The organism is Aurantimonas sp. Leaf443 (assembly GCF_001425575.1).
Lineage (GTDB): Bacteria > Pseudomonadota > Alphaproteobacteria > Rhizobiales > Rhizobiaceae > Leaf443.
Window position 1 is genome coordinate 514893 of the sequence record NZ_LMRD01000006.1, and the last position, 25143, is coordinate 540035.

Consider the following 25143-nt stretch of genomic DNA (forward strand, 5'->3'; position numbering starts at 1 on the left):
CTTGCGGTGAGGATCGCGAGCGGCGCCGCGGGGGCTGGACAGGACGAAGCGGCCTGCCTATAAGGCCGCAGCTTTCGCAGAAACGAAGCGCCCCGCCGACGGGCTCTTCGCGAAGCCCAAGGCGCCCGGATAGCTCAGTTGGTAGAGCATACGACTGAAAATCGTAGTGTCGGTGGTTCAAATCCACCTCCGGGCACCATTCCTCCCAAGCTCCGCCCGATGCTCTTCGTGACGCACGCGTCCGTCCATTTCCCCGCTGCCCTTTCGCGGCCGGTGGGGTAGAGCGGGGCCATGCAGGACGCCGACGATCTCTTCCGTGAACTCGACCGCTGGTCGGCCCTCGGGCGCCGCACGCCCGTCTGGTGGCGCGACGACGACGCCGTGGCGCCGAGCCCGAAGCTCGACGACCTTCTGGCGCTGCGCGGCGCCGGCGCTCTGCCGCTGGCGCTCGCCGTCATTCCCGCCGGCACGGGGCCGGCGCTGGCCGAGCGTCTGGCGCGGCCGGACGCGCAGGAGGGCGTGACCGTCCTCCAGCACGGGTTCGCCCACCGCAACCATGCCGCGCCCGGCGAGCGGGCGGTCGAATGCGGCGGCGCGCGCGAGACGGCGGCCGTACTCGCGGAGTTCGCGCAAGGGCGCGAGCGCTTGGCGGAGCTCTTCGGCGCGCGCTTCCTGCCGGCGATGGTGCCGCCCTGGAACCGGATCGAGCCGCGCATCGCCGCGGCGTTGCGCCAGAGCGGGCTGGAGGCGGTGTCGGTCTTCGGCCCGCGCGAGGCGCCGCATTCGGGCGCCGTGCCCGTCGTCAACGCCCATCTCGACGTCCTGACCTGGAAGGGCGGGGCGCGGTTCGCGGGGCGCGCGAAGCTGATCCGGCTCCTGTGCGAACGGCTCGCCGAGCGGCGGCTCGGCGCGGTGGACGGCAGCGAGCCCTTCGGCCTCCTCACCCACCATCTCGATCACGACGGCGAGACGAACGACTTCCTCGCCGAACTCCTGCCCGTCCTCGCCGCTCATCCCGCCATCGAATGGCGGAAGGCCCGGGACATCTTCGGACTGCCCGTATGAGCGCCGTGGTCCGGCCCGCCGAGGCGGGCGATGCCGCAGCCGTCGCAGACCTTCTGCACGCGCGCATGAACGCGCGCATTCCGCCCGAGCGCTGGCGACGCCTCCTCGACTATCCCTGGCGCCCGGCCGAGGGCGGGCGGGGCTGGCTGGTTGAGGATGGCGGCCGGGTCGTCGGCTATATGGGCACGATCCTCAGCGACCGGGCACTGGCGGACGGGCGCATCGAGCGCTTCTGCGATCTCTCTTCCTGGTATCTCCTCGCCGACTATCGCGGCGACGGGACCGGGGACGCGCTCCTGCGGGCCGGAATGGCGGATCCGGGCGTTCACTACGCCACGATGACGGCGCGGCGCGCGACGGGCCGCAAGATCCGCGGCCTCGGATTCTCGATTCTTGACGAGACGCAGAGCCTCTTCTCGCGCTCGGGGCGGGCCGGCGTCGCAGCCAGGTTCGGCGAGGCGTCGATCGCCGATCGTCTCGACGCCCGCAGCCGACGGATCGCCGCCGCCCATGCCGGCCTGAACCTCCATCACGGGCTCTTCGAGGCCGAGGGCCGGGCCTGCCACCTCGTCTGGCAGCGCAAGCTGAAGGGCGAGGGGGTGGCCTTCCACGACGTGCTCTTCGCCAGCGACACGGCCTTCCTGTCGCGGCACGCGCAGGGGATCGCGGACGCGCTTCTGAAAGCCGAGCCGGCGGTCCTCGCCATCGACAGCCGCTTCATGCGGGCGGGCGACGATCCCGGCCTCGTGCGGTCGCTGCCGCTGGCGCGCTGGTACCGCAGCCCGGCGCGCGGGCCGATCGATTTCGACCATCTCTACAGCGAGGTGCTGCTGCTCGACCAGAAGCTGCCCTGACGCTACCGGGCCAGGACGACGAGGTCGACGGGCAGGGCGACGCCGTCGACCCGGCGGCCGGGCAGGGCGCCGATCTGCGGCGCCGGCACGTAGCCCGCGCGCGTCGCCAGATCGAGCGTCGCCTGCGTGGTGAGGGCGAGCGAGCCCTCGCGCTTGTTGTGCTTCTCGAGCTTGGCGGCGAGGTTCACCGCGTCGCCGATGACGGTGTATTCCAGCCGCTGGCCGTCGCCGAGCGCGGCGAAGACGACCGGCCCCGCCGTCACCGCGCCGTTGAGGCTGAGGGAGAGGCCGGGATAGTCCTGGGCGCGGCGCGCCGTCCATTCGCGCCCGACGGCGATCATCTCCACCAGCGCGGCGACGGCGTCCGCGGCCGCGCTTTCCGAGGCGCGCGCCGCGCCGAACGTGGCGAGCAGCCCGTCGCCGAGATACTTGTCGACGATGCCGCCATGGCCCTCGATGATGGGCACGAGCCGGGCGTGCAGGCGGATGAGGACGTCCACCACCTCGCGCGGCTCGGCCCGCTCCACGAAGCCGGTGAAGCCGCGGATGTCGAGCATGACGATGGCCGCGTCCCGCTCCTCCGCGTCGCCGGCGAGGATCTCGGCCGGCGCCTCGATGATCGCCCGCTCCACCTCCGCTGGCAGGAAGCGGCCGATATCCTCGCGGGCGATCTGGTCGCGCACGGCCGAGAGCAGCAGCGAGCGCGCTCGGACGAGGCCGATGGTGAGGATGGCGGTGAGCCCGAGCAGCGCCACGACCTTGTCGAGTTCCGCGCCGAGGAAGATGCGGTCGCCGGAGAGGTAGTCCGTGAAGCTGCTGGTCAGCGTCTCGGGACTGGAACTTGCGACCGCATAGGCCGTGACCGCGCCCCAGCCGAGCGCCGCCACGACGCCCGTCGTCGCCACCCAGTAGGCGTCGATCCTCAGCGAGCGCACCGCGACCAGTACGAAGACGTAGAGAAAGACCGGCGCCTTCAGCGCCAGCGCCGTCTCCTCGCCGTTGAGCACCGGGAAGTAGAGAATCAGGCCGAAGAGGAAGCCGACATCCACGACGATCGACAGGGCGACGATCCATTTCGGCAGGCGGCCGTAATGGCACCAGACGAGGATGGCGGCGGTGAAGCCGAGATAGGCGAGGAAGCCGAGCGCCATCGGCCCGCCGCGCGCCCCGTCCGGCAGCTCGGGCACGAGCGCGTAGAACAGCGCCAGGAAGAGCCCCACGGCGAGCTGCGCGAAGGCCGCCACGCGTTCGCCGCGGGCCTCGTACTGCCCGGCCACCGCCTCGATGCGCTCGGGCAGCCGTCGCCGCTCGCGGCGCTGCTCCAGGAACGGGCGCAGTCGCGGGCGCGACGGGCGCTTCAAGCCGATCCCCCGAAAGAGGCGGCCGACGGTGTCCGGGCGCCGTCTGGCGGGCGATGCGAGATTGCGCTATGGCCGATGATGGGAGAGCCGAAGAAAGCGGACCATGATCGGCAGGAAAGCGTCATGAAGGCTCGGTCTCCGCGCGTTCTGATCTACAGCCACGACACTTTCGGCCTCGGCCATCTGCGACGGTGCCGGGTGATCGCGCAAGCCCTCGTGGCGCACCGGCCCGAGACGGCGGTGCTGATCGTGGCGGGCTCGCCCGTGGTCGGCTCGTTCAACTATCCGCCGCAGGTGGATTTCATCCGCGTGCCCGGCGTCGTCAAGCTCGGCGCCGACACCTACGCCCCGTCCAATCCCGGCCTGTCGCTGGAGGCGCTCACCGAGATTCGCGCCGCCATCATCGAGAAGACCGCCGAGATCTTCGATCCGGACCTCTTCCTCGTCGACAAGGAGCCGCTCGGCATGCGCGGCGAGGTGGGGCCGACGCTGAAGGCGCTGAAGGGCCGCGGCACGCGCCTCGTGCTCGGGCTGCGCGACGTGATGGACGAGCCCTCGCGCCTCGTGGAGGAATGGACGCGCAAGGAGGCCTTCCAGGCCGTCGAGGAGGATTACGACGACATCTGGGTCTACGGCCTGCCGCAGATCTGCGACCCGCTGGCGGGCATCGGCGTCTCCGCCGCCGTGCGCGACAAGGCGGTGTTCACCGGCTACCTCCATCGCCAGGACGAGCCCTCCGGCGCGCTGCCGGACCGCATCCGCATCGACGAGCGACCCTATGTCCTGGTCACGACCGGGGGCGGGGGCGACGGGGCGATGCTCGTGGATTGGGTGCTGCGCGCCTACGAGCGCCATGGCGATATCGGCGTGCGGGCCAAGATCCTGCTCGGGCCCTTCATGGACTCGCAGCTGCAGACCGATTTCCAGGAGCGCGTGAAGCGCCTCGAGGAGGTGGACGCCGTGACCTTCGCCGCCAGCATCGAGCCGCTCTTCGAGCGGGCGGCCGGCGTCGTGGCCATGGGCGGCTACAACACGTTCTGCGAGATCCTCTCCTTCGACAAGCCGGCCGTCGTCGTGCCGCGCCGCCAGCCGCGGCTCGAGCAGTTCATCCGCGCCTCGCGCGCCGAGGAACTCGGACTCCTGCGAACGCTCTCGGAGGAGGAGCACGGCGACGCGTCGGCCATGGCCGGGGCGATCCGCTCGCTGCCCGCGCAGGCTCTGCCGAACACGGCCGCCGTGCCGGGCATCCTCGCCGGGCTCGATCGCATCTGCGAATTGACGGATCGGCTGATCGCGGATCGACGCTCAAGCTCGAGCCCGAAGGCCGCCGACGCCTACCGCGCGCCGAAGACCGGGACCGCGTGAAGATCGCCTTCCACGCGCCGATGAAGGCGCCCCACGATCCGCGCCCCTCGGGCGACAGGACCGTGGGGCGCAACCTCGTCCAGGCGCTGCGCCTGTGCGGCCACGACATCCTGCCCGCGCCGAGCCTTCGCACGCACGACGCCTCCGGCGACGCGGCGCGGCAGGCGCGGATCGAGCGCCTCGGCGCCCGGCTTGCAGCGCGCTATCTGGCGAAGATCGAGGCCGGCGCGCCCGCGCCCGATCTCTGGTTCACCTATCATCTCTACCACAAGGCGCCGGACTGGCTGGGGCCGGCGATCAGCCGCGCCTTGTCGATCCCCTATGTCGTCGCCGAGGCCTCCGTTGCGATGAAGCAGCGCGGCGGGCCCTGGGGGCCCGGCTTCGAGGCGAGCCTTGCCGCCCTCTCGCGGGCGAACCTCGTCGTCGGGCTGAACCCGAACGATGCGGCCGGCGTCGCGCCGCACCTGTCGCCGGGCGCCCGGATGCTGGAGCTTGCGCCCTTTCTCGATCCCGCGCCTTACCGGACGCTCGACGGCGCAAGCTCACGGGCGCGGCTTGCGGACCGGCTCGGGCTCGATGCCGCGCGGCCCTGGCTCCTTGCCGCCGCGATGATGCGCGCCGACCAGAAGCTCGCCTCCTACCGGCTTCTCGGCGACGCTCTGGCGCGGCTCGGCGACGAAAACTTCCAGCTCCTCGTCGCCGGCGACGGTCCGGCGCGCGCCGAGGTCGAGGCGGCGCTTCGCCCGCTCGGCGAGCGGGTGCGGTTTCTCGGCGTGCTCGGCGAGGAGGCGCTGCGCCAGACGATGGCGGGTTCGGACCTCCTCGTCTGGCCGGCGGTGAAGGAGGCCTTCGGCATGGCGCTCCTGGAGGCGCAGGCGACGGCCCTGCCGGTGGTGGCGGGCTTCACGCCGGGCGTCGCCGCGCTCGTCGCGGAGGGGCGCACGGGACGCCTCGTGCCACAGAGCGATCCGGCCGCCTTCGCGCGTGCCGTCGCCGACCTGCTGCGCGATCCCGCCGGCCGCCGTCGCCTCGGCGCGTCGGCGCGACGGGAGGTCTTCGAGCGGCACGGGCTGGCGGCGGCCGCCGCCCGTCTCGGCCCCGCTCTGGCCGACCTTCGCGCAGGGCCTGCCCAACCCCATCAACCAGCGATCCATCGAAGAGCGTCCTGACATGCGCGTCCTGTTCCATGTGCAGCATCTCCTGGGCGTCGGGCATCTGCGCCGCGGCGAGCTTCTCGCCGACGCGATGCGCGCGGCGGGGATGGAGGTGACCGTCGCGCTCGGCGGCGAGCCCGTGCCCGCCATGCCCTTCTCCAGCGCCACCGTGGTGCAGCTTCCGCCCGCGCGTCTGAAGGGCGCGGATTTCACGACGCTGCTCGACGAACACGGCGCACCCGTGACCGACGCCTGGCGGGCGGCACGGCGCGACGCGCTTCTGGCGCTCTACGAGGAGACCGCGCCCGACATCGTGCTCCTGGAGATGTTCCCCTTCGGCCGGCGGCGCCTCTCCTTCGAGCTCCTGCCGCTGATGAAGGCGGCCCGCGCCGACCCGCGCGGCGTCAAGGTCGTGACCTCGGTGCGCGACATCCTCGTGGAGGCCAAGCGCCCCGAACGCGCCAGGGAGGCGGCCCTCGTCGCGCGCGAACATCTCGACGCGGTGCTGGTGCATGCCGATCCGACGCTCTTCACCTTCGGCGAGACCTATCCCCATGCCGACGAGCTCGAGGACCTCATCGCCTATACCGGCTACGTGACCGAGCCCGGCGCCCGCACGCGCGGCGCGCCGAACGGCGAGGTTCTGGTCTCGGCCGGCGGCGGGGCGGCCGCGGGCGACCTGATGCGGGCGGCCCTGGCGGCGCGGCCGCTGACGGCGCTGAAGGACCATGTCTGGCGCTTCCTCACAGGGCCGCGCTACCCGCAGGACGAGTTCGAGGCGCTGGCGGCGCTCGCCGACGAGCGCACCATCGTGGAGCGCTTCTCGCCGCGGTTCCAGGCGCTGATGGACGGCGCCGCGCTCTCGATCTCGCAGGCCGGATACAATACCGTGATGAACGTCCTGCAATCGGGCGCGCGCGCGGTGGTCGTGCCCTATGACGAGGGCGAGGAGACCGAGCAGCGGTTCCGGTCGGACCGGATGGAGGCGATGGGACTACTCTCGGTGGTGACGTCTTCCGAACTTGGCGGCGAGACGCTGGCGGCCGCCATCGCGGCGGCCCTGGCGCGGGACGAGGGCGCTCGCCCGTCGATCGACCTGTCCGGCGCCGCCCGAACCGCCCGCCTGCTGCGCGATCTCTGCGCGGACCTGGAACCCTCTCGCCTTGGAAAGGCCGCCTCGTGACGATGGAGGCCCCGATCTCGCCGCGCTATTTCGCGGACCCGCGCTACGAGCCCAATCCGGCCCCGCTCCTGTCGATCGAGGATCTCTCGGTCGAATTCCTGTCCATGGCCGGCCGCATCCGCGCGGTGAACGGGCTGACGATGCAGATCCTGCCGGGGCGCACGGTGGCGCTGGTCGGCGAATCGGGCTCGGGCAAGAGCGTCACCTCGCAGGCCATTCTCGGCATCCTGCCGCGGGCCGCCTCCATCACCGGCGGGCGCATCCTCCTGCGCGAGCGCGGGCGCGAGGACGTCGATCTCGCCACGCTGCCGCCGCGCGGCGACGCGTTCCGCGCGTTGCGCGGCGACCGCATCTCCATCGTCTTCCAGGAGCCGATGACCTCCTTCTCGCCGCTCCACACGCTGGAGGACCAGATCGGCGAGGTGCTGGAGGTGCACGGCAAGACGCGCGGCGCCGAGACGCGCGAGCGCGTGCTCGACATCCTGAAGCTCGTGCGCTTTCCCGAGCCCAAGCGCGCCCTGAAATCCTATCCGTTCGAGCTGTCGGGCGGGCTGCGCCAGCGCGCCATGATCGCCATGGCGCTGATCTGCCGCCCGGCGCTCCTCATCGCCGACGAGCCGACGACCGCGCTGGACGTGACGCTGCAGGCGCAGATCCTGAAGCTCATCCGCCAGATGCAGGACGAGCTCTCGATGGCGGTTCTCCTCATCACGCACGATCTGGGCGTGGTGGCGAACCTCGCCGAGGACGTCGTCGTCATGCATCACGGCAAGGTGGTGGAGTCCGGCCCGATCCGGTCGCTCTTCCAGAACCCGCAGCATCCCTATCTCAAGTCGCTGATGGCCGCGGTGCCCGACATCGACCCCGCCGTGCGCCCGCGCCTGAAGCCGATCCGCGAGATCAAGGTGATGCCGGACGCCCTGTTCCGGCGCGACCTCTCGGGCAAGGCGGGCGACCCGCTGCTCGACGTGCGCCATCTGGAAAAGACCTTCACCCGGCGCGGCGACCGGAGCCTTCTGTCGGCGGCGCCCAAGAAGACCGTGAAGGCGCTGCGCGACGTCTCCATCTCGGTGCGGCGCGGCGAGTGCCTCGGCATCGTCGGAGAATCGGGCTCGGGCAAGACGACGCTCGCGCGCGCCATCATGCGCGCGGTGCCCGTGGATTCGGGCACGATCACCTATCATGCCGAGCCCGGCCCGGTGGACGTGCGCCACTGCGATCGCAGGACGCTCTTCGACCTGCGCGCGCGCATGCAATATGTCTTCCAGGATCCGTTCTCCTCGCTCGACCCGCGCATGACGGTGGGCGCGATCCTCGCCGAGCCCTTCGAGATCCACGAGATGAAAGGGCGGGGAAACGTGCGCGAGCGCGTGGAGCGGCTGCTACTGGCCGTCGGCCTGGAACCCTCCTACGCCAATCGCTATCCGCATTCCTTCTCCGGCGGGCAGCGCCAGCGCATCGGCATCGCCCGGGCGCTCGCTCTGGAGCCCGAGATGCTCATCTGCGACGAGCCGGTGGCCGCGCTCGACGTGTCGGTGCAGGCGCAGATCCTCAATCTTCTGAAGGACCTGCAGCGCCAGTGCGGCCTGACCTACCTGTTCATCTCGCACAATCTCGCCGTCATCAACTACATGGCCGACCGCATCGCCGTGATGTGCGACGGCGAGGTCGTGGAGATCGCGACGCGCGAGCGCCTCTTCGAGCGCGCCATCCATCCCTACACGCAGATGCTGATGCGCTCGGTGCCCCATCTCGACCTCGACAAGCCGCTCGACTTCGATGCGATCGGTCCGATGGGGGAGATCGGCGAGCGCAACTGGCCGGCGCCCTTCGACCCCGGCTCCGGCGGCGTCCTGCCGCTGGTGGAGATCGAGAGCGGACATTTCGTGCGCATCGCCGGGGCGCACGCGCTGGATGGCGCGTCGGCGGCCGGCGGGCGGGGCTGACGCCATGTCGCGGCCGAGCGAACTCGACGAGAGCATCTTCACCTATGTCTGGCGCAACACCCGCCGGCAGCAGATCTGGCTGTTCGTGGTGCTGCTCGTCTCGCTGCCGCTCTACTATCTGACGCTCGACCTGCCCAAGAAGATCGTCAACGGGCCGATCCAGGGCGAGTGGGCGGCCGGGCAGACCCACACCTATTTCGCCTTCGCGCCGACCCTGCCGACCTGGCTGGGCGGGGCGACGCTGCCGATCTTCGACGGGCTGGACCTCGACCGGATCGGCGCGCTGGTGGCGCTCAGCCTGACCTTCCTGTTCTTCGTCATCGTCAACGGGCTCTTCAAGTTCTACCTGTCGAACTACAAGGGGCAGCTCGGCGAGCGGCTCCTGCGGCGGCTGCGCTACGATCTCGTGGACCGCGTGCTGCGCTTTCCCACGGGTCGCTTCAAGCAGATCCGCGGCTCCGAGGTCGCATCGATGATCAAGGACGAGACCGAGCCGGTCGGCGGATTCGGCGGCAGCGCCTTCGCCGATCCCGCGCTGCTTCTGAGCCAGGCGCTGACCGCGCTGACCTTCATCGTCCTGCAGAACGCCTGGCTCGGCGCGGTGGCCGGCGGCATGGTGCTGATCCAGCTCATCCTCATTCCGCAGATGCGTCGCCGGCTCGTCGTCCTGGCGCGGGCGCGCCAGCTGACCGCCCGTCTCCTGTCGGGGCGCATCGGCGAGATCTGCGAGAGCATTCCCTCCATCCGCACCAACGACACCACGAACTGGGAGCGCGCCGAGCTCGGCGACCGGCTCGGCAAGATCCTGTGGATCCGCTACGATTTCTTCCGCTGGAAGTTCTTCACCAACTTCGTCAACAACCTGATCGCCCAGGTGACGCCCTTCATCTTCTATCTGGGCGGCGGCTATCTCGTCATCATCGGCAAGCTCGATATCGGCCAGCTCGTCGCCGTCATCGCCGCCTACAAGGATCTGCCGGCGCCGCTGAAGGAACTCATCACCTGGGACCAGTTCCGGGTCGACGTGCAGTCGAAATACGCGCAGATCCGCGAGCAGTTCGTCGTGCGCGGCATCCTGGATTCGGCGCTGCAGGCCCCGCTCGAAAAGGCGCCCAAGCATATCGAGCACGAGGTGCAGGTGACCGCGCTGCGCCTGAGCGACGATTCGGGCAACGACCTCCTGGAGGCGACGAGCCTTCGCATCCTGCCCGGCGAGACGATCGGCGTGCGCGGCGCGATCGGGGCGGGCGGGGAACATCTGGCCGAGGCGCTGGCCCGGCTCATCGAACCGACGGCGGGCCGCATCGCGCTCGACGGGGTCCCCTACGAGAGCCTGCCGGAAAGCATGACGGGGCGGCGCATCGCCTATTCTCAATCCGGCCTCTATCTCGCGCAGATGTCGATCGGCGACGCCTTGCTCTACGGGCTGAAACACGTTCCCGTGCGGCGCGAGACGCGCGAGGGGCGCGCGGAGGCGGTGCGGCTCCTGGAGGCGCGGGCCGCCGGCAATATCGAACTCGACATCCGCGACGACTGGGTGGACTACGAGGCCGCCGGCGTCGACGGGCCGGACGCCCTGCTCGCGCGCGTGCAGGAGGTGCTGGAGATCGTCGATCTGCGCCGCGACGTGGCGCGGCTCGGCCTGCGCAACCGCCTGCCCGACGCGCTCGACGAGAGCGTCGCCGAGCGCATCCTCAAGGCGCGCCGGCGCTTCCGCGAGCGCCTGAACGAGGCGGGCGAGGAGGATTATTTCGAGCCCTTCGACCCGCTCGGCTACTCGAACTACGCGAGCGTCCTGGAAAACCTCGTCTTCGGCGTGGCGCCGGCCGAGACGCCGGACGGCAAGCCGCTCGTCTCCCATCCGCAGATCGTCAAGGTCCTGGCCGATTCCGGCCTCGACTCGCGCCTCGTGGCCATGGGCCGGCAGATCGCCGAGACGCTGGTGGAGATCTTCGGCGACCTGACGCCGGACAACCCGCTGCTCGAGAATGTCGACCTCATGGCGCCCGACGAGGTGGAGCAGTACAAGGGCCTGCTGCGCAAGGCGCAAGCGGGCGAGCTCTCGACGAAGGAGCGCATGTCCTTCCAGAAGCTCGCCTTCCGCTACATCGAGCCGCGCCACCGCCTGGGGCTTCTGGACGACGACCTGCGCCGCTCGGTGCTGCAGGGCCGCGCGGAATTCCACAAGAGCCTCAACGGCGAACTCGCCGAGGTTGTCTTCGTGCATTCGCCCGACCGGCTGAACCCGGCCGCGAGCCTGCAGGACAACGTGATGTTCGGCCGCGTGGTCGATATCTATGCCGACGCCGCGCGACACATCAACGACGAGCTGATCGCCACCTTGCGCGAGTTCGGCCTTGCCGACACCGTGTTCGAGATCGGCCTCGACTTCGACATCGGCTCGGGCGCCAAGCGCCTGTCGTCCGCGCAGCAGCAGAAGCTGGCGCTGGCGCGCGCGCTCCTGAAGCGGGCCGACCTCCTCATCCTCAACAGGCCGCTCTCGGCGCTCGACCTGGAGAGCCAGCATGCGGCCATGGAGCGCGTCATCGCCTCGCGCGAGGCGCTCGACGTTCCGAACCAGGCGATCTTCTGGGTCGTCTCGCATCCCGAGCATGCCGACCTCTTCGACAGGGTCCTCGAGTTCCACGAGGGACGCCTTGTGGAACCGGCGCCGGTCGCCGACACTGAGCCGACGAATACCGCGTGATACATTCCCTTGCGTCCCCGTGATCTGGACCGTGCGATGCTTCTGAAATCCGAAATGGACCTCCTGAAGTCGGTGCCGATCTTCTCCGGGATCGAGCCGTCCCGCCTGAAGCTGATCGCCTATACGGCCGAGGCGGTGGCCTACCGGCCCGGCCAGGCCATCTGCCAGCGGGGCCAGATGGGAGACGCGGCCTTCGTGCTGATGGAGGGCGAGGCGGACGTCTCGATCGCCACATCCGCCGGCGATTACGTGGTGGCGACGCTGAAGCGCGGCGACGTGGTGGGCGAGATCTCCATCCTGTGCGACACGCCGCGCACCGCCACCGTCACCGCCCGCGGCAGCGTGACGGCGCTGCGCGTGCGCAAGGATTCCTTCCTGCAGCTCCTCAAGCAGTTCCCCGAAATCTCCGCCCAGGTGATGCGGGGCCTCGCCGAGCGCCTGTCGCGCACCAACGACGAACTGGCGCGCGCGCGCAGCGCCGGGCCGGGCGCGCCCGGCCTGCAGAATTGAGCGGACCGGTCTTCAGCCTGCGGGTCTGGGGAGCGAGAGGCTCGGTCTCGGCGCCGGCGACGGACAATTGCCGCTTTGGCAGCGACACGAGCTGCATCGAGGTGCGGGCGGGCGGGCGCGTCGTGCTCCTGGACGCCGGCACCGGCATCATTCCCTGCGGCCGCCGCCTGAAGGGCGAGGGGGTGGAGACCTTCGACGTCCTCCTCACCCACTGCCATTTCGACCACGTGATGGGCCTGCCCTTCATGCCGCTGCTCTACGCGGACGGCGTCTCGGCCCGCATCCACGCCGGCCATTTCCTCGACAACACGACCTGCCGCAACATGGTGGAGCGCTTCATGTGCGCGCCCTATTTCCCGATCACGCCCAAGCAGTTCGCGGCCGGCGTCGACTATGTCGACTTCCGCCCGCCCGACCGCCTGCGGCTGGCGGAAGGGCTGGAGGTCGCCACGCTCCGGCTGAACCATCCGAACGGCGCGGTCGGCTACCGGCTGGACTGCGGCGGCCGCGCCATCGCCTATGTGACCGACACCGAACACGAGCCGGGCCGCCCGAGCGAGGCGATCCTCGCCTTCGTGGAGGGATGCGACGTGATGATCTACGACAGCATGTATACCGACGCCGAATTTCCCGCCTATCGCGGCTACGGGCATTCGACCTGGGAAGAGGGCGTGCGCCTGTGCCGGGCCGCCCGCGTCGGCGCGCTCGTCATCCACCACCACGACATCTCGCGCGACGACGTCTGGCTCGAGGATCTCTCGCAGCGCGCCCGCGACGTCTTTCCCGAGGCGCATGTGGGCCGGACGGGACTGGTGATCGAGGTCGCGCAGGACGGATCGATCGCGACGAGGGTCGACCCATGAGCCTCTCGCGACAGGTGGAGAGCTGGCTGCTCGACCAGGCGCTGAAGGAAAGCGACATCGCGCAGATCTTCCAGCAGCTCTGCATCCGCCTCAACGGCATCGGCATGCCAATCGCCAGGGCCCGGCTGAACTGGCCGACGCTGCACCCGCTGCACCGGTCGGAAATGCTCTCCTGGGAGCGGGGCGGCGAGGTGCTGCTCGACCATTTCGAGCATCGGGACCGCAACACGGAGGCCTGGCAGAGCAGCCCGCTGCGCTTCATGCTGGAGAACGACCTGCCGATCCTGCGCCGCCGCCTGAGCGGCCCGGGCGCGCTGCTCGACTTCAAGCTCTTCGTCGAGCTCGCGGCGGCCGGCTACACGGACTATCTCGCGCTCTCCACCGAACTCGCCCAGCCCGGAAACTTCAGCGTCTACCCGCGCACCGGCATCTTCGTGATCTGGACGAGCGACCGGCCGAACGGCTTCACGGACGAGGAGCTCGTCATCCTGCAGGACATCCAGCGCACCTTCGCGCTCGTCTGCAAGACGATCATCCAGCAGCGCATCATGACGAATATCGTGGAGACCTATCTCGGACCGCAGGCCGGACGCTCCGTTCTGAACGGCAAGATCCGGCTCGGAGACGGCGCCACGACCAAGGCGCTCGTCTGGTATTCGGACATGCGCAACTCGACGCAGCTGACGGGCAAGCTCGCCAGCGAGGACTTCATCCAGCTTCTCAACGTCTATTTCGAATGCGCGGCGCGCCCCGCGATAAAGGCGGGCGGCGAGGTGCTGGCCTTCATCGGCGACGCCGTGCTCATCATCTTCCCGCTGTCGGACGGGGACGACTACGCGGCCCTGAGCGGCCGGGTGCTCGACGCGGTGGAGGAGAGCTTCGCCATGCAGGCCGCGGCCAACGCGCAGCGCGACGCGGAGGGGCTCGACCGCATCGAATACGGCATCGGCCTCAATATCGGCCGCGTCGTCTTCGGCAATATCGGCATCTCCGAACGGCTGGCCTTCACGGTGATCGGTCCGACCGTGACGGAGGTGGAGCGCATCGAGAAGCTGACGAAGGAGATGGAGACGAACGTCCTCGCCAGCTGGCGCGTCGCCCGCCTGCTGCCCGACCGGTGGGTCTCGGTCGGCGCCCATGCGCTGGCGGGCGTGGAGGAGCCGGTGGAGCTCTACCGCCCGGCCTTGGGCACGCCTTGCGAAGCGGCCTCGGACGCCGCGCAACGGCCCGTGCGTGCGCCGCGCGGGCGCGAATTCGAGCTCATCGACGCCAAGGCCTGACATCGGCGGCCGCGCGGGCCGGGACCGCGCCGGGCGCCGGACGCGCGGCGATATCATACGAGCGGCCCTGACCTTCGACGTGTCGAAGGTCAGGGCGCACGGCGGCATCAGCCGCCGCCGCGCCGTTCGGCGCGGATGCCAGCAGTCGTTCGCCAGGGCCGCTGGTATCAGTGGTGATGCGGATCGACCGCGTCGCGCAGGCCGTCTCCGAGGAAGGAGAAGGCGAGAACCGTGAGGATCACCGGCAGCATCGGCAGGAGGAGCCAGGGATAGAGGGCCACGGCCTCGATATTCTGCGCCTCCGACAGGAGCACGCCCCAGGAGGTGATGGGCGGGCGCAGGCCGAGGCCGAGGAAGCTCAGCGCGGTCTCCGCCAGGATCATCGTCGGGATCGAGAGCGAGGCCGAGGCGATGAGGTGGCTCATGAAGTTCGGCAGGAGATGGCGGAAGATGACCCGGCGCGGCGAGGCCCCGAGCATTTCGGCGGCGGCCACGAAATCCTCCTCGCGCAGCGCGAAGAGCTTGGAGCGAACGGCGCGCGCCAGGCCCGGCCAGTCGAGGAGGGCGAGGATCAGCGTGATGCCGAAATAGATGAGGAGCGGGCTCCAGGTCAGCGGCAGGGCCGCCGACAAGGCGAGCCAGAGCGGCAGTTCGGGCAGCGAGCGCAGGATCTCGGTCACGCGCTGCACGATGGCGTCGGTGCGACCGCCGAAATAGCCGGCGAAGCCCCCGATCGTGATGCCGAGGACGAAGCTCAGGGAGACGCCGACGAGGCCGACGGTGAGGGAGATCCGCGCGCCGTAGAGAATGCGCGAGAGCATGTCGCGGCCGAGCCGGTCGGTGCCGAGCAGGAAGGCGTTGGTGCCTTCCATCGGGCAGAACAGATGCCGGCGCGACTCGAACAGGCCCCAGAACCGGTAGCTCTCGCCCTCGCAGAAGAAGCGGAGCGGCTGCGGGCGCGTGCGATCCGGCTCGTAGATCCGCTTCAGCGTGTCCATGTCGAGGCGGTAGGTGTTGGCATAGACGAAGGGGCCGAGAAAGCGGCCCTCGTGGAAGAGATGCAGCGGCTGCGGCGGCGAGAAGATCGCATCCGTATGGCGCTGCGAGAGTTCGTAGGGCGCGAGGAACTCGACGACGGCGATGGCGGCGTAGCTGGCGAGTAGGAAGGCGAGCGAGAGGACGGCGAGGCGATGGCGCAGGAAGCGCCACCAGATCAGCCGCCCCTGCGAGGCCTCGAGATAGCGGCGCGAGGCGACGGACCCCGCGGCGATCGTGGCCTCCGGGTCGAACGGCTCCTTCGAAACGAAATGCGGGATCGTCATCGAGAGGAGGCGCCCAGGCGGATGCGCGGATCGAGGACCGCGAGGAGGATGTCGGAAACCAGCATACCCGCGACGGTGAGCGCGGCGAGGAACATCAGGAACGAGCCGGCGAGATACATGTCCTGGCTGCGCAGAGAGGTCAGGAGCATCGGGCCCGTGGTCGGCAGCGACATGACGGCGGAGACGATGACCGAGCCCGACACGATCTGCGGCAGGAGCGTGCCGATATCGGCCACGAAGGGATTGAGCGCCATGCGCAGCGGATATTTGCGCAGGATCTGCGCTTCGGTCAGGCCCTTGGCGCGGGCCGTGACGACATAGGGCTTGTAGAGCTCGTCCAGAAGATTGGCGCGCAGGCGCCGGATCATGCCCGCCGTGCCCGCCGTGCCGATGACGACGACTGGCACCCAGAGATGGGCGAGGACCGAGACGATCTTGCCCCAGGACCAGGGCGCATCGACATATTCGGGCGCCATCAGTCCGCCGATCGAGGTGCCGAACCAGACATTGGCGAAATAGAGGAGGATCAGCGCGATCAGGAAGTTCGGCGTCGCGAGCCCGAGGAAGCCGAGGAAGGACAGGCCGTGGTCGGTCCACGAATATTGATGCGTGGCCGAGTAGATGCCGATCGGGAAGGAGACGAGATAGACGAAGAGGACGGTGGCGAAGTTGAGGAGGATGGTCAGCGGCATGCGCTCGCCGACGACGTCCGCGACGGGCTGGTTGAACTCGAACGAGTAGCCGAGATCGCCCTGCACGAGCCCGGTGACCCAGACGAGGTATTGCTGCCAGAGCGGCTTGTCGAGCCCGTACTGCTCGCGCAGGAAGTCGATCTTGTCGGATGTGACGGCTTCGCCCTGCGCCTGGATCTCGGCGATATAGGTGGACAGGTAGTCGCCGGGCGGCAACTGGATGATGACGAAGACGAGGACGCTGATGGCGAGGAGCGTGACGAGCATCGTCACCACGCGGCCGGCGAGATAGTGGATCACGGAGTGCTGCCCGCCACCTTTGCCGGCCTGTCGCAGGCGAAATGGAACGTGTCCGGCTTGTAGATGCCGAAGAAGGCGCCGGGATCGAAATTGTAGACGCCGCGCTCGGGCACGTTCCGAAGCCTGTCGGACACGACGACGATCTGGTCGACCTGCGACACGATGCCGATGGAGAAGACGTCGCTCGCGTTCATCGCCAGCATCTCGCGCCACACGCGGCTGCGCGTCTCGTCGTCCCGGGCGAGGCGCCATTCGTCGCGCAGGGCGAGAAGGCGCTTCAGGTCGGGAAGGTCGGCGATCTCCTCGGCATTCTCGCCGGCTGTGCCGGCCGTCTCCTCGAACATGCCGAAGGACGGCCACTGCAGCTGTTCGGCGGAGGAGGGCGCGAGTTCCTCCGGGTCCGTCATCGGGGTCGGCAGGCCGTTGTCGAGCCCCGTCCAGACCGACATCAGCGTCGACCCGGCCTTGATGCGGTTGCGGAACACCTCGCGCTGGGATTCGCGGATGAGGAGGCCGATGCCGACCTTGCGCCAGTCGTCGCGCACGAGTTCGAGGACGTCCGTCTGCTCGGGCACCTCGCCGGCCGTCTCCACCACGATGCGCATCTCGCGCCCGTCCGGCAGGAGGCGCAGGCCTTCGGCGTTGCGCGCCGTCAGGCCGAGCGCGTCGAGGAGGCGGCCGGCGAGCACCGGATCGTATTGCGCGTAGCTGGCGGCCAGCGCCGGGTCGTAGAAGGGCGAGCCCGGCAGGACCGTGTTGGCGCCGGGCGAGGCGAGCCCGTAGAAGATGGCGCGGTTGATGTCGTCGCGATTGATGGCGAGCGACAGGGCGCGGCGGAAATCGGCCTTGCGCACGAGGTCGCGCCAGACGGGATCGGTGACGTTGAGATTGGGATAGAGCGTGACATGCGAGCCCTTGCCCGAGGTCCAGCGGCGCACCTCGTAGCCCTGGCGTTTGCCGCCCTGTTTCAGGAACGGATAGTTCGAGAAGCTGAGATAGGCCGCCTGGAGATCGGAATCGCCGCTCGCCACCTTGGCCGGGATGAGATCGCTGTTGGAGACGGCGAGCGCCACCTCGTCGACATAGGGCAGCTGCCGCCCCTCGGCGTCGACGCGGTGGAAGAAGGGATTGCGCTTGAACACGAGCCGCTCGGACGGCGGCTCGGTCGCCAGCATCCAGGGCTCCAGCGTCGGCAGGTCGATATTGTCGTTGCGCTGCGCGCGGTCCTTCTTGAAATGCAGGGCCGCCCAGTTGCGCTGCCCGGCCTTCTTGACGCGCTCCTCGAGCTTGGCCGCCTCGGCGTAGCGCGCGTGATACTTGCGCAGGTAATGGGCGGGCCGGAAGATGTCGACCGGCACGGCCGCGGCGAGCGAGGGCAGGAAGCCCGGATTCGGCTTCGCCCAGGCGTAGCGCACCGTATAGGGGTCGGGAAAGCCGACCTCGGGCTTCTCGCCGTCGACGAGAAGCTCGGCCGGCGGGCCGAACTTGGCGATCTCCCCGTTCAGCGCCATGTCCTCCCAGAAGTACCGGAAGTCCTCGGAGGTGAAGGGCTCGCCGTCCGACCAGCGCATGCCCTTGCGCAGATGCAGCGTGAAGATGCGACCGTCCTCGACCTCGAAACGCTCGAGAATATCGGGCACGATCCTGTAGCTCTCGTCGTAGCCGACGAGGCGGGCATAGCCGTAGATCGCCAGAAGCCGCGTGTCCTTGGCGCTGCCGCCGATCGTCGTCAGCGTGCCGCCGGCCTTGTCCTTCGGGCAGGAACTGGTGACGGGCAGCACGCGCGGGCTGGCGGGAAGACGTTCGGCCACCGGCGGCAGGTCGCCCTTGGCGACGCGAGGCGCCAGCGAGGCCGGCTCGACAAGCGAGGGGATGCCGACGCTCGGCGCAATCTCGGACGTGGTCTGCGCGAGGGCGGGCGGGATGGCGGCCAGGAAGAGGCATAGGCCGAGGCCGCCGGCGCGCAGCGCCCGCGATCGCGTCTCCCAAGGCCGGGTCTGTGCGGTCATGCGGCCTCTCCGATGCCGGTCCCTTGCAGGATATGGCTCGCGCGCACACGAGTTTGTCAAATGACAATCGGACGGCGAGCGCGGGACGCGGCCTTCCGCGGCCCTCGCGCGCCGGCCGGGCCCGCCTTGCCTCCGGCCCGCGGCCTCCGTTAAACCGGGCCGGCGGCGGCTTTCGCGCCGCAGGGCCGGGAGGCGTCGAGACCCTTGCAGAAACGCGTCGCCGGGCGGGTCGCGACCCTCGTCAAAGGGTATCCGCGCCTGTCCGAAACCTTTATCGCGCAGGAGATCCGCGGGCTCGAGGAGCGCGGGATCGAGCAGCTGATCGTCTCGCTGCGCCAGCCGCAGGAGGGCCAGGTCCACCCCGTGCACCGCGCCATCGAGGCCGAACTCCTGTACCTGCCGGAATATCTGAAGGACGACCCGGCTCGCGTGCGGGCCGGCCGCGCCTTCGCCGAAGCGCAACCGGGCTTTGCGGCGGCCCATGCGGCCTTCGAGGCCGATCTCGCCCGCGATCGAACCGCCAACCGGCACCGCCGATTCGGCCAGGCCTGCGTCCTCGCCCGCGAACTGCCCGCCGACATCGCCTGGCTGCACACGCATTACCTGCACACGCCGGCCTCCGTCGCCCGCTACGCCGCGATGATCCTGCAGGTCGGCTGGTCCTTTTCGGCACATGCCAAGGACATCTGGACGAGCGCGGACTGGGAACTGACCGAGAAGCTCGGCTCGGCGGCCTTCGGCGTCACCTGCACGAGGGTCAATCTCGATCACCTGCGGAGCCTCGCGCCCGATCCGTCGCGCGTCGAGCTCGTCTATCACGGGCTCGATCTCTCGGCCGTTCTGGCGCCCGAGCGCGATGCGAGCGCAGATCGCCCGTTCCGCCTCGTCTCGGTCGGCCGCACCGTGGAGAAGAAGGGCTATGGCGACCTCATCCGCGCGCTCGCCGGCCTGCGGGACCGCGACTGGACGCTCGATCATGTCGGCGGCGGACCGCTCACGGCCAAGCTGAAGGCGCAGGCCGACAAGGCCGGGATCGGCGAGCGCATCGTCTGGCACGGCAGCCGCGACCGCCGCTTCGTCTTCGGGCTCCTGGCGCGCTCGGACGCCTTCGTCCTGCCCTCGCGCATCGCCCGTTCCGGCGACCGCGACGGCATTCCGAACGTCCTGATGGAGGCGCAGGCGCACCGGCTCGCCGTCGTCAGCACCGCGGTCTCGGCGATTCCCGAACTCGTGGAGGACGGCAAGACGGGCCTTCTCGTGCCGCAGAAGGACCCGGCGGCCCTTCGCGGCGCGATCGAGCGGCTGATGGTGGACCCGGCGCTGCGGCAAAGGCTGGGAGAGGCCGGGGAGGCGCGCGTGCGGGCACGGTTCTCGCCGGAGCCGGGCATCGACCGCGTGGCGGAGCTTCTCGCGCAGGCTGCCCGAGGGAGCGCGTCGCGCGCCGTTGCCGGCGCGGCATGAGCGGACCGGATCTTCCCCGCAGCCGCGCGGCGTTCGAGCGCCTGTCCGCCTCGCCCGCCCGCCTCGCCGTATGGTGGCGCGACGACGACGCGCGCGTGGCGACGCCGGCGCTGGCGCGCCTCCTCGCGCTGCGGGCGCGTTTCGACGTGCCCTCGAGCCTTGCCGCGATCCCGCAGGGTTCGGGCTCGAGTCTCGTCGGGTGCCTGCCGGCGGACGGCTCGGTCCGCCTCCTCCTGCACGGCTTCGCGCATCTCAACCACGCGCCGGAGGGCGAGAAGCGCGCCGAATTCGGCGATCACCGGCCGGTCGAGACGATGCTCGGGGAAGTCCGGGCGGGGTTGGAACGGCTGGACGACTTGGCGGGAGAGCACCTTCTGCCGGTCTTCGTGCCGCCCTGGAACCGTATCGGCGCGGGCATTTGCGAGCGGCTCGCGGAGGCCGGCATCGCGGCGCTCTCGACCTTCCGGGAAAAACGGGCGCCCGCGCATCCGCGCCTCGACACGCATCTCGACCTCATGGACTGGCGCGCGATGCGCGGCCTCCCGGTCGAGGAAGCCGACGCCCGGCTGGCCATGCTCGTCGAGGCCCGGCTCGGCGACGATTGGGAGACCGCCGAGCCGATCGGGCTCCTGACGCACCATCTCCAGCACGACGAGGCGGCCTGGGCGCTGACGGAGGCGCTGCTCGCCTTCCTCGTTCGGCAGGAGCGGGTCGATTTCCTCGATGCGGCGACGCTCCTGTCTCGCATGGTGCAGCCCTCGCAAACCTCGAGCCGGCGGGAAGGGGTTGCTTCCTAGGAGATAGGCGGGACGGCGCAAGCGCGTCGGCTCTGCCCCGGAATCGTTCTGGAACCTGCCGCACGCCCGGCTCTAAGTTTCCTGCGGGGCGGGCCTGCGCCGGGAGACGAGTTCATATGTACCCAGCGAACGATGCCGAAGCCGAGATCATCGGCGCGATCTACGAGGCGGCGGTCGTGCCGGAGCTCTGGCCTCGCGTGCTGGAAGCGGTCGCGCTCCATGCCGGCTGCCAGGGTGGCCTCCTGATCTCGCTGCAGGGGACGGACGCGCGGGCCGTCACGTCCGAGAACATGGCCTCGCTCTGGGGGCGCTTCGTCGAAGAGGGCTGGGCGGAGCGCAACCCCCGGGCCCAGGCGCTCTTCGCGCTCGACCATGCCGGCTTCGTCAGCGACTACGACGCGTTCACCGAGCCGCAGCTGCAGTCCTTCCCGCTCTATCGCGATTTCCTGCGGCCGGTCGGCTACGGCTGGGGCGCCGGCAGCGCGATCCAGGCGCCGAACGGCTCGACGATCATCGTCTCGCTGGAGCGGCGCTATGCGCTCGGGCCGATGAGCCGCGAGGAGGTGGACCGGCTCGACCGGCTGCGCCCGCATCTGGCGCGCGCCGCCGTTCTCGCCGCCAACTGGACGACCCAGCGTGCCGTCGGCATGGTGGATGGGCTGAGCGCCATCGGCCTGCCCGCCGCGCTGATCGCCGCTAGCGGTCGTCTCGTCGCCGCCAATCCGCGCTTCGAGGAGCGCGCCGGCCAGATCGACATCGGCGCCTTCGACCACCTGAAAGTGGCCGACACGGCGGCGCAGGGCCTCTTGAAGAAGGCGCTGGCGGGCATCGAGGGGGAGGGGCTGGCCATCCGGTCGCTGCCGGTCCCGGCCGCCGCGGGGAACGAGCCCTGCGTCTTGCATCTTCTGCCCGTGCGGCGCGCCGCCAACGACCTGTTCGGCCTTGCCAGCGCGATCGTCGTGGTGACGGGGCTGGCCGGCGAGATGCCGATGCCGGACGTCGCGCTGCTGCGCGGGCTCTTCGACCTGACGGCGGCGGAGGCGCGCACGGGGCTCGCGCTTCTCGGCGGCCTGTCGATCGCCGAGATCGCGCGCCGCAACGCGATCTCGGTCGAGACCGTGCGCTCGCAGGTGCGCAAGGTGCTCGCCAAAACGGGCGCGGGCCGCCAGGCCGAGTTCGTCGCCCGGCTCGCGCCGCTGCGTCTCGTCAGGGCCTGAGAGCGGGCCCGTTTCGTTACGATTCCCTCCACCCGCGAAGCATCTCGTTCACCGCGTCTCCAATCGGTTGCGCCGGTCGGGGCCGAGTTCACCGGAGCGAAACCGGCACCCCGCAGGAATGGGGCCTCGAAGGGACGCGTCCGTCCCGGCCGGTCGGAGGCTTACGTGTTGGATATCCTGGCGATCCAGGCGGATCGAACGGTCTATGTCGATCTCGACGGAACGCTGATCCGCAGCGACCTTCTGTGGGAGACGCTGTTCCTGGCGGCGCGCCAGCGGCCGGATCTGATGGCGCGGGTGCCGTTCTGGACGGCCAGGGGCAAGGCCTATCTCAAGGCGCGGCTCGCCGAGAGCGTGGAGTTCGACGCCGCGCTTCTGCCCTACCGCACCGAGGTGGTGGAGGCGCTGCGCGTGGAGCGCGAGCGCGGGCGGCGCATCGTGCTGGCGACTGGCGCCAACGAACGCCTCGCCGACGCCGTCGCCGCCCATCTCGGTCTCTTCGACGCGGTGATGGCCTCGAGCGAGACGGTCAACCTCACCGCAGAGGCCAAGCTCGCCCGCATCGAGGCCGAGTGCGGCGACAAGGGCTTCGACTATTACGGCAACAGCCACGAGGACGTCTGCCTTCTCGACAAGGCCGTGGAGCCCATCGTCGTGGCGCCCGACCGCGCGGTGCATCGCTGGCACGGGCGCACCGGCTCGGCGCGCATCGACGAGACGCCCGGCCAGCTGAAGGCGCTCGCCAAGACGATGCGCCCGCACCAGTGGGCCAAGAACGTCCTCGTCTTCGTGCCGACCGTGCTCATGCAGGAATATCTCGATCCCGGCATGCTCTTCGCCTGCGTGCTGGCCTTCCTCTCCTTCTCCTTCGCGGCCTCGTCCGTCTACATCCTGAACGACCTCCTGGATCTCGACGCGGACCGGCGCCACCGCACCAAGCGCCATCGCCCCTTCGCCTCGGGCCGCGTGCCGATCCCGCACGGCCTGGCGCTCGGGCTCGGCCTGTTCCTCTCGGCCTTCGCCATCGCGCTGCTCCTGCCGCCCGGCTTTGGGGCGATCCTGGCCGCCTACATGGTGGCGACGACGGCCTATTCCTTCTTCCTGAAGCGCATGCTCCTCATCGACGTCCTGACGCTCGCCGGGCTCTACACGGTGCGCATCATCGCCGGCGGCTCCGCGGCCGGGGTCGAGATCTCCTTCTGGCTCCTTGCCTTCTCCATCTTCTTCTTCCTGTCGCTGGCCCTCGTGAAGCGCTTCACGGAGCTGCAGGATTTCGGCACCGGCGCGACGCGCTCCTCGACCGGGCGTGGCTATGTGGACGCCGACATGGAGACGCTCGCGCAGGCCGGCATCGCGTCGGGCTTCGCCTCGGTCCTGGTGCTCGCGCTCTACATCGACAGTTTCGAGGTCGCGCAGCAATATTCGGAGCCCTATCTCGTCTGGCCGCTCTGCCCGCTCGTCCTCTACCTCATCGTGCGCATCTGGATCCTGGCGCGCCGCAACGAGATGCACGAGGACCCGGTCGTCTTCATCATGCGCGACTGGCGCAGCCAGGCGATGATCGCGGCCGGCGGCCTGATGTTCCTCCTGGCCGCCTATGTCTGAGCGCTCGACGCAGCCCTGGGGCCGGCGCAGCGCGGACGGCGCGGCGATCGTTCCGGCCGGCGCCTTCCCGCATGCGTCGCAGCTGCGCGGGGCGGGCTCGGCGCTTCCCTTCGGCAACGGCCGCTCCTACGGCGACAGCTGCCAGAACCGGGCGGGCACGCTTCTCGACAGCCGCGGGGACGCGCGCATCCTCGCCTTCGATGCGCAGGCCGGCCTGCTGACGGCGCAGGCGGGCGTTCTCCTCAGCGAGATCACCGCCCATGTCGCGCCCTCCGGCTGGTTCCTGCCGGTGACGCCGGGCACGCAGTTCGTCACGCTCGGCGGCGCCATCGCCAACGACATCCACGGCAAGAACCACCATCGGCGCGGCACGTTCGGCGCCTGGGTGGAGGCGCTGACGCTGGAGCGCTCCGACCGCGGTCTCGTGGAATGCTCGCCGGCGGCCGAGGCGCCGCTCTTTCGCGCGACGATCTCCGGCATGGGCCTCACGGGCCTCATCCGCAGCGCGACGATCCGCCTGCTCAAGGTCGCCTCCCTGGCGATCGCCGAGACGACGACGCGCTTCGACAGGCTCGAGGACTATTTCGAGCTCGCCGCCGAGGCGGACGAGCGGCACGAATATGCCGTGGCCTGGATCGATTCCCTTTCGCGCGGTTCCGCCCTCGGCCGCGGGCATCTCATCGCCGGAGACCACGCGGCGACGGGGCCGCGCGAGGGCGTCGCGCGTCCGCCCCTGGCGAGCGTGCCCTTCGTGCCGCCGGTGAGCCCGCTGAAGGGCCTTGCCCTTCGCGCCTTCAACGAAGCCTATTTCCGCAAGGCGCCGCGCGGGGTCTCGCGCCGCACGGTGCCCTTCGACGCCTTCTTCTACCCTCTGGACCGGGTGGGGCGATGGAACCGCCTCTACGGGCCGGGCGGCCTGCACCAGCATCAGAGCGTGTTGCCCTTCGCCACGGCGCGCGAGGGGGTGCGCGCGCTCCTCGACTGCGCGCGGGCGCACGGGCAGGGCTCGTTCCTCACCGTCCTGAAGCGCTTCGGCGAGACGGCGAGCCCGGGCCTGACGAGTTTCCCGAGACCCGGCTACACGCTGACGCTCGACTTTCCCCATCGCGGCGCGAAGACGCTCGCGATGCTGGCCGAGCTCGACGCGATCACGGTCGCGGCGGGCGGCGCGGTCAACCCGTACAAGGACGCGCGCATGTCGAAGGAGACCTTCGCGGCGGGCTTTGCGCAATGGCGCCGGCTCGAAGCCCTGCGCGACCCGGCGATCGTCTCCGACTTCTGGAAGCGCACGGCGCTCGCCCTGCCGCAGGCCGGCGCGGACATCGTCAACGAAGGCCTGCAATCGACGGCGCCGCGCTCAAGTCTCGTTTACTCTGCGGCCTGAAACTTCTGCCGCGAGGAAAATGGAACGGCGCGTTTAACGCCAACGGAAACCCAGGGCTGCATAGTTTC

General features: G+C 70.0%; 19 protein-coding genes and 1 tRNA gene. 16 read left to right on the plus strand and 4 right to left on the minus strand.

Annotation, left to right across the window (positions count from 1 at the left end; translation table 11 throughout):
- The first annotated feature begins 123 nt into the window (after positions 1 to 123).
- The 3 genes from ASG48_RS07085 (at position 124) to ASG48_RS07095 (ending at position 1919) form a co-directional block, all read left to right on the plus strand.
- Positions 124 to 199: transfer RNA gene (locus ASG48_RS07085), tRNA-Phe, on the plus strand.
- 92 nt (positions 200 to 291) lie between these two features.
- Positions 292 to 1065, plus strand: a complete 774-nt coding sequence (locus tag ASG48_RS07090) for a polysaccharide deacetylase family protein (RefSeq protein WP_055847207.1) — start codon at positions 292 to 294, stop codon at positions 1063 to 1065.
- Positions 1062 to 1919, plus strand: a complete 858-nt coding sequence (locus ASG48_RS07095) for a GNAT family N-acetyltransferase (protein WP_055847211.1) — start codon at positions 1062 to 1064, stop codon at positions 1917 to 1919. The genes ASG48_RS07090 and ASG48_RS07095 overlap by 4 nt, the downstream gene beginning before the upstream one ends.
- A gap of 2 nt (positions 1920 to 1921) precedes the next feature.
- On the opposite strand, the gene ASG48_RS07100 is transcribed toward ASG48_RS07095, so the two are convergent.
- On the minus strand, positions 1922 to 3280 hold the full coding sequence (locus tag ASG48_RS07100; protein WP_055847213.1) for an adenylate/guanylate cyclase domain-containing protein: 1359 nt from the start codon (positions 3278 to 3280) through the stop codon (positions 1922 to 1924).
- 123 nt (positions 3281 to 3403) lie between these two features.
- On the opposite strand from ASG48_RS07100, the gene ASG48_RS07105 reads away from it, so the two are divergent.
- The 8 genes from ASG48_RS07105 to ASG48_RS07140 are packed head-to-tail and all read left to right on the plus strand — an operon-like array spanning position 3404 to position 14288.
- Complete coding sequence (locus ASG48_RS07105) at positions 3404 to 4645, plus strand: glycosyltransferase (RefSeq protein WP_055847216.1); 1242 nt, start codon at positions 3404 to 3406, stop codon at positions 4643 to 4645.
- Complete coding sequence (locus ASG48_RS07110) at positions 4642 to 5814, plus strand: glycosyltransferase family 4 protein (protein ID WP_055847221.1); 1173 nt, start codon at positions 4642 to 4644, stop codon at positions 5812 to 5814. Before ASG48_RS07105 ends, ASG48_RS07110 begins: the two co-directional genes overlap by 4 nt.
- Before the next feature lies 1 nt (position 5815).
- Complete coding sequence (locus tag ASG48_RS07115) at positions 5816 to 6982, plus strand: glycosyltransferase (protein ID WP_055847224.1); 1167 nt, start codon at positions 5816 to 5818, stop codon at positions 6980 to 6982.
- A gap of 2 nt (positions 6983 to 6984) precedes the next feature.
- Complete coding sequence (locus ASG48_RS07120) at positions 6985 to 8928, plus strand: ABC transporter ATP-binding protein (protein ID WP_055847226.1); 1944 nt, start codon at positions 6985 to 6987, stop codon at positions 8926 to 8928.
- Positions 8929 to 8932: 4 nt separating this feature from the next.
- Positions 8933 to 11635 carry an ATP-binding cassette domain-containing protein gene (locus tag ASG48_RS07125; protein ID WP_162243911.1) on the plus strand — a complete coding sequence of 901 codons (2703 nt, stop codon included), beginning with the start codon at positions 8933 to 8935 and terminating at the stop codon, positions 11633 to 11635.
- A gap of 36 nt (positions 11636 to 11671) precedes the next feature.
- Positions 11672 to 12145: a cyclic nucleotide-binding domain-containing protein gene (locus ASG48_RS07130; protein ID WP_055847231.1), complete on the plus strand. Its 474-nt coding sequence runs from the start codon at positions 11672 to 11674 to the stop codon at positions 12143 to 12145.
- On the plus strand, positions 12142 to 13008 hold the full coding sequence (locus ASG48_RS07135) for an MBL fold metallo-hydrolase (protein ID WP_082529295.1): 867 nt from the start codon (positions 12142 to 12144) through the stop codon (positions 13006 to 13008). Before ASG48_RS07130 ends, ASG48_RS07135 begins: the two co-directional genes overlap by 4 nt.
- Positions 13005 to 14288 (plus strand): adenylate/guanylate cyclase domain-containing protein, encoded by a 1284-nt coding sequence (locus ASG48_RS07140; protein ID WP_055847237.1) that lies wholly within the window; start codon positions 13005 to 13007, stop codon positions 14286 to 14288. The genes ASG48_RS07135 and ASG48_RS07140 overlap by 4 nt, the downstream gene beginning before the upstream one ends.
- 167 nt (positions 14289 to 14455) lie before the next feature.
- Here ASG48_RS07140 and ASG48_RS07145 read toward each other — a convergent pair whose 3' ends face one another.
- Genes ASG48_RS07145 through ASG48_RS07155 form a run of 3 tightly spaced genes read right to left on the minus strand, consistent with a single transcriptional unit; the run spans position 14456 to position 18611 of the window.
- The gene (locus ASG48_RS07145) at positions 14456 to 15610 is read right to left on the minus strand and encodes an ABC transporter permease (protein WP_055847239.1); all 1155 of its coding nucleotides are present in this window, start codon (positions 15608 to 15610) and stop codon (positions 14456 to 14458) included.
- The gene (locus tag ASG48_RS07150; protein ID WP_055847242.1) at positions 15607 to 16602 is read right to left on the minus strand and encodes an ABC transporter permease; all 996 of its coding nucleotides are present in this window, start codon (positions 16600 to 16602) and stop codon (positions 15607 to 15609) included. Before ASG48_RS07150 ends, ASG48_RS07145 begins: the two co-directional genes overlap by 4 nt.
- Positions 16599 to 18611, minus strand: coding sequence for an ABC transporter substrate-binding protein (locus ASG48_RS07155; protein ID WP_055847243.1), 2013 nt, complete (start codon positions 18609 to 18611; stop codon positions 16599 to 16601). The genes ASG48_RS07150 and ASG48_RS07155 overlap by 4 nt, the downstream gene beginning before the upstream one ends.
- Positions 18612 to 18815: 204 nt before the next feature.
- On the opposite strand from ASG48_RS07155, the gene ASG48_RS07160 reads away from it, so the two are divergent.
- From ASG48_RS07160 to ASG48_RS07180, 5 genes are all read left to right on the plus strand, one after another.
- A complete protein-coding gene (locus tag ASG48_RS07160) occupies positions 18816 to 20072 on the plus strand; it encodes a glycosyltransferase family 4 protein (protein WP_055847246.1) in 1257 nt (418 codons plus the stop codon).
- Complete coding sequence (locus ASG48_RS07165; RefSeq protein WP_055847248.1) at positions 20069 to 20869, plus strand: polysaccharide deacetylase family protein; 801 nt, start codon at positions 20069 to 20071, stop codon at positions 20867 to 20869. Before ASG48_RS07160 ends, ASG48_RS07165 begins: the two co-directional genes overlap by 4 nt.
- 116 nt (positions 20870 to 20985) lie before the next feature.
- Positions 20986 to 22086, plus strand: a complete 1101-nt coding sequence (locus tag ASG48_RS07170) for a helix-turn-helix transcriptional regulator (RefSeq protein ID WP_055847253.1) — start codon at positions 20986 to 20988, stop codon at positions 22084 to 22086.
- 168 nt (positions 22087 to 22254) lie between these two features.
- A complete protein-coding gene (locus ASG48_RS07175; protein ID WP_055847254.1) occupies positions 22255 to 23691 on the plus strand; it encodes a UbiA family prenyltransferase in 1437 nt (478 codons plus the stop codon).
- Positions 23684 to 25075, plus strand: a complete 1392-nt coding sequence (locus tag ASG48_RS07180; RefSeq protein ID WP_082529296.1) for an FAD-binding oxidoreductase — start codon at positions 23684 to 23686, stop codon at positions 25073 to 25075. Before ASG48_RS07175 ends, ASG48_RS07180 begins: the two co-directional genes overlap by 8 nt.
- The last annotated feature ends 68 nt before the right edge of the window (positions 25076 to 25143 follow it).